This is a genomic window from Mesorhizobium alhagi CCNWXJ12-2 (assembly GCF_000236565.1).
GTDB lineage: Bacteria > Pseudomonadota > Alphaproteobacteria > Rhizobiales > Rhizobiaceae > Allomesorhizobium > Allomesorhizobium alhagi.
In genome coordinates, this window is the sequence record NZ_AHAM01000040.1 from 1 (window position 1) to 4,112 (window position 4,112).

A 4,112-nucleotide genomic window follows, 5' to 3' on the forward strand; every position below is an offset into this window, starting at 1 on the left:
GTTCACGTCCGGGATTTCACAAACAAGGTTGTGTACGCTGGGTGGGTCAGTCTCTTTTCCGAAACCGAGAAGCTGCGTGAACTCGTCCTTTTTCAAGCCGACGTTTACGACGCAGAGGGCAATCTGTTAGCGTCGCCTCCGCAGCTCTATATATCGTTTAAACCCGACGCAGTGCATATCGAGTTTCCGCTAGAACAGCCCCAGGAAGAGATTGCAGATGTCCAAGACCTACCACCCGAAGTCAGGCGAGAGCCGTGGCTACACCACAAAGGGGACCGCTGGTCGGATAACGCAAGTCACTGAAGGTTATCAGCGCAAGGGTGGCATTAATCCGCCCCCGCCTCGAACGGTGGAACGACCTGCACCGCCGACACCTATGGGTAAACCTGCCTCCTCAACTTCGCCCTCTTCCGGATGGCCCAAGAGGTAGAAGCACCTGCAACGGTGCGTCTATTGGGCGAAGCCGAGTTGTCTCAATAGGTTGGTTGAACAGCGGGGAACTTTTTGTCCGATACCCAAGGCGCTGGGGCCGGGATAGTTGCGGGCTTTCGCCCCATCACAGATGTAACCAGCCTCGCCGGGTAACTCGCACACGGACTCACTACCGCGCAACATGATCAATTCCCGGCCATCCCATCTGAGGCAACCTTTGTACTTGGCGGCCAGATCGCGCGGAGCCTCGGATCGCACCGTCTTCAAAGCCTCCGTGTCACAGATCGTGAGCCGATCAGCTCCGTTCGTCAGCCTAATATTCTGGTCGGCAAAACGCTTCTGGATCGTGGTGAGCTTGCCATTGGGACAGCGTTGCTCCGCTTGAAAGTCGAATGTGATTGGTTTGGGCAGAGACCACGAATAGGCAACAAACCAGCCAAGGAGCAGAAGGGTTGCAGCGCCGATGACTGTTCCTAAGGCGTGTTCAAGGACGAATCGAACCCCACGTTGAAAAGACCCTGTAATGGTCACTTCGGGCTTACGCATTTGGAGCCAGCATATATGCGAGCCACACCTCGCCGACACGGAATTCAATCCTGAGCCATCCGCTCGACTGCCCTACGCGGCACCTGAAATCTTCGTCGCTTTGCCCCTGGAAGCCACCCTTTCCAAAGGTGGCCTCCTTGAATGCGGACACACAGGCGGCGATCGCATCTTCGTACTCCTTCATCAAGTCGGGAACGATATTCCGGGCTTGATTGACATCGAACGACACAACGTCCCGGGGCGCGCGCTGATAGGTTGCCGCAAACTGCTCGAACTCGTCGAGCAAGGCGTTCACGATGCCAGCGCGGTCGTCCCCGTTCTGGTACCCGAACAGTGTGGCTACGACAGCTGCGTGAGCACCCGCGTCTCCTTCGAGACTTTGAACCGTGATGTCGCACCACTGCAGGTCATCAAACTGGCTCGCCCAGCAGGCGGTGGCGTTCAGTATCTGAGCGCCATTATTCTGATTGGCCTCCGGCAGCGCGTCACACGTGCATTTCTCAGGCTCAGCATTCTCCGCCGACAGCGGCCTGGACATAAGCCCAAGGCCTGCCACCATAAATGCGGCAGCGAAAAGCGCCCTCATTGATCCGCTGATCATTGCCCACCCCCTCAGCCGGTTTCAGATGGAGATAGTGGCACACGTTGCGGACATTGCCGAGGGCGATATCAGGGGCCAATATTTGACCGCTGGCGTTCAAGCCTGAGGCGGTCGCGGTCGCGCGCTGCTGCGCGCTCCATAGCCAAACTGACCGGCGGCTTCGGCCCCATGGGGGCCCGCAGGACCATGTTCAGGAGCAGATCAGCTCCTGCCATCACCAACGATGCAGGGTCGAACTTGGCGGTGCGAGGTTTGATTTGCACGTTTTCAGATGGGCGGCCTTGCGCGATCAGGCGCTGGCTGAAGGGGACGCCGGAAGACGGCCGCGAGGGCGCCATTTGCATGGCGGCCCTGCGGTACGCGTCGAGCCTTGCAGCGTCGGACGCCGTCGCGGGCGCGCGCCGCCGCTGCCGCTGCTGCTGGTGCGGCGATGCGCCGAGCGGATCGAAGATGCCGCGCGTCGTGGCGGGGCCGAAGGGGACGGGCGAGTAGTTCGGGATCGTGGCCATGATATCAGCGCCTGATCGGCGCGATTTTGGGGCTGCGGCCAGCTTGAACGCTGAACGTGCCGCCGGCGGCCATGATCGTGCGGGAGCTGACCGGTTCGGGATGGCGTCTGTGGCGAGTATAAGCGTCTTCGCCTAGCGCATGCCGCTGGATTAGATCGATCACGAGTTGGCCGGCCAACTTCAGCGGGTCGGCGCCCTCATCCTTGCGCTGAGCCTTAGACTGAGCGCTAACAACGCGAAGGCGCCACCCATCTGCTGTCTCGTCATCGCGGCGCCAGATGCCCAGCTGTGCGCCAGCCTTCCGCAGCGAATAGTCCTCCTCCGTTTCGCCGCGCCGCGTGACCCCGCGCCGTGCGAGGCTCTGCCGTTGGCTATGCTGTGACTGAACCTCGCCACTATGCTTCCTTACCTGGCGGGCGGCGTCGTCCTGCCTGCGTCGCCATTCTTCGAGTGGCTCCAGCGGCTCGCGTGGGCGCTGCGCGTGGGCTAGTGCAGCATGCCATTTAATATCATTCTGCCTCTGCCGCTGGCTGTAGGCCTCGCTGCTTTCGTGCAGTTCGCGCGCGAGTGCGGGCGGTTGGGGCTCCGCGGCGGCGTTGGTCAGCCTTGGCACCTCCACGGATTTGATGATCAGGTCCTCCCGGCCTGCTTGCTCCGCCTGCATGTTAAAGCCGTCAACCGTAGCCTTAGCGGCCCCGAGGGCCTCCAGCGCGGCTATCATGTCGGCCATGGCGGCCAATGCAGCGGGTCGGTGCTCGGTGTAAGCGGCCGTGACATCGGCCAGCACTGCCTTGTGGCGGGCCTCCAGCGCGCGTGTTTTCTCGTCTGCTGCTGCCTTGTCTGCGGCTGCCTTGGCGGCATCGAGCGCAGCCTGGAAGGTCTTGACGGCGTTCTGAGCCCTGAACAGCTCGATATGATAACCATCAACAGCTTCGACATCGGCGGTGGCGCCGATCTTGCCGCGCTCGCCTTCGAGTTCTGCGAGCCGGGCCTCAGCTTCGCTGAGTGCGGCTTCGATGCGCTGCACGTCATTGTTGTGCTTGGCGATGGCGTTCATTGTCGTTGATCCTCTCTCGATTGAAGAAAGCGGCCACAGAGCCCGTGTGAGTGCTTTGCTTGGTCAGGTGGGGTGATGTGGCCCAAATAGGTGAAACGGCCGCTGGCGGTCGATCTGGACGGCTTTCTGGGGCTTGTTTGACGATACGGAGCGGGCCTTCGTTCACGGCGAGCCCAGCCGCGCGTTGGATATCCATGACCATGCCGGCCATGCCGCACGCATGGCGGAACTTGATCTTGCCAGTGATGCCGAGCCGGGCCAGCACACAGCAGGCCTCGTGCTCGGGTTCGCGCGAGCTGGCCAGGATGGCCTCGCCGTCAACCGTGACGTGCCAACGTCCGCCCTTAGCTGTTTCGAAGAGCCACGCGTCGATCATGCGCTGGCCTCTTTTCGCGTCTGGAAGTACGACGCTGCTGGCGGCGGCTTCTGGCGGGTGGTGACCGATAATCCCAGGTCAGTGAGGAGGCGCCTTAGCGTATTAGCCGTGGTCGTGTAGAGGCCGATATCGATCGTGCGGCCTTTCGCCATTTCGGCATCGGCGCTCTCGCACCACACGCTTAAGGTAGCAGCGCGTCGGATGAGGCTCATTTGCGCCTCCGACGGCGGCGTCGCGAGATCGGCAATTAGCTGGGAACTGAGGTCGTGATAGCGGCGACCCGCACGGGTGCGGCCGTTAATTTGGGTGTTTAGGCCTGTGTCGGAGGCTATTCGGGGGCCTATATGGCCGGCTTTGTGAGCTATTACCGTCATGTTTCAAGCGCTCCCAGGGCGACAAAGGCCTTCAGCGTGCGAGCAATGTACTACCTGTGGTAACAGAACACCACATCCCGACAGAAAAAATAAAAAATACAGAGCCTCGTATTAGCCATCTGTTGGACACAGCGCCGCAGGATGACTGCTAACGCTTTGATTTAGCTTGATCGTGTCCGCGGCTGCGCACCCTTGTTTCCGCCCTGTCGGGGCGGGC

Annotated in this window: 6 protein-coding genes and 1 pseudogene; 1 reads left to right on the forward strand and 6 read right to left on the reverse strand. The window is 61.0% G+C overall.

From position 1 onward, the window contains the following. Positions 1-303 (forward strand): annotated as a pseudogene (locus MAXJ12_RS38515) (hypothetical protein); the annotation flags it as partial. A gap of 147 nt (positions 304-450) precedes the next feature. On the opposite strand, the gene MAXJ12_RS06025 reads toward MAXJ12_RS38515, so the two are convergent. The 6 genes from MAXJ12_RS06025 to MAXJ12_RS36575 form a co-directional block, all read right to left on the reverse strand. Further along, on the reverse strand, positions 451-978 hold the full coding sequence (locus MAXJ12_RS06025) for a hypothetical protein (RefSeq protein ID WP_008834902.1): 528 nt from the start codon (positions 976-978) through the stop codon (positions 451-453). Then, positions 971-1,579, reverse strand: a complete 609-nt coding sequence (locus MAXJ12_RS06030; protein ID WP_040585078.1) for a hypothetical protein — start codon at positions 1,577-1,579, stop codon at positions 971-973. Before MAXJ12_RS06030 ends, MAXJ12_RS06025 begins: the two co-directional genes overlap by 8 nt. A gap of 68 nt (positions 1,580-1,647) precedes the next feature. Further along, positions 1,648-2,088, reverse strand: coding sequence for a hypothetical protein (locus MAXJ12_RS06035; protein ID WP_008834904.1), 441 nt, complete (start codon positions 2,086-2,088; stop codon positions 1,648-1,650). A 4-nt stretch (positions 2,089-2,092) separates the two neighbouring features. Further along, positions 2,093-3,115, reverse strand: coding sequence for a hypothetical protein (locus MAXJ12_RS06040; RefSeq protein WP_157999620.1), 1,023 nt, complete (start codon positions 3,113-3,115; stop codon positions 2,093-2,095). A gap of 1 nt (position 3,116) precedes the next feature. Further along, a complete protein-coding gene (locus tag MAXJ12_RS06045) occupies positions 3,117-3,521 on the reverse strand; it encodes a hypothetical protein (RefSeq protein ID WP_008834906.1) in 405 nt (134 codons plus the stop codon). After that, positions 3,518-3,733, reverse strand: coding sequence for a hypothetical protein (locus tag MAXJ12_RS36575; RefSeq protein WP_139043807.1), 216 nt, complete (start codon positions 3,731-3,733; stop codon positions 3,518-3,520). The genes MAXJ12_RS06045 and MAXJ12_RS36575 overlap by 4 nt, the downstream gene beginning before the upstream one ends. Between the last annotated feature and the right edge of the window lie 379 nt (positions 3,734-4,112).